Source organism: Vibrio sp. 1978 (assembly GCF_033344345.1).
Map to the genome: position 1 here is coordinate 1 of NZ_JAWPOP010000791.1, position 578 is coordinate 578.

Here is a 578-nt window from a genome sequence, read left to right on the forward strand (position 1 = left end):
GCTACGCCGATAAAGTGTACATGGCGCCTGATGGTGGCGTGCTGATTAAGGGCTACAGCGCTTATTCTATGTACTACAAAACTCTGCTAGAGAAGTTAGACGTATCCACTCACGTTTTCCGAGTCGGTACTTACAAATCGGCTATCGAGCCGTTTATTCGTGACGACATGTCGGATGCGGCAAAAGAGTCTGCCACTCGCTGGGTCACTCAGTTGTGGAGCGCGTTTGTCGATGACGTGACGACTAACCGCAACATCAACGCCAAAGTGCTAAACCCAACGATGGAAGAACTGCTTACCGAGATGAAATCTGTGGATGGTGATTTGGCGCAATTGGCAGTCAAAATGGGGTTAGTTGATGAATTGGCGACACGCCAAGATATTCGTACCCTATTCGCCAAAGAATTTGGTAGCGATGGTAAAGACAGTTATAACGCCATTAGTTATTACGACTACCTAGCGACGATTCGCCCAGACTACACACTCGCGAACCATGATATTGCTGTTGTTGTTGCAAGTGGCGCCATCATGGATGGTCAACAACCTCGTGGAACAGTAGGCGGTGACACGGTTGCAAGT

General features: G+C 48.6%; 1 protein-coding gene. It reads left to right on the plus strand.

Annotated features, from left to right (window positions below; all coding sequences use genetic code 11):
- Positions 1-578: S49 family peptidase (locus tag R8N49_RS29130; protein ID WP_318190699.1), on the plus strand; the 578-nt coding region annotated here is incomplete at both ends.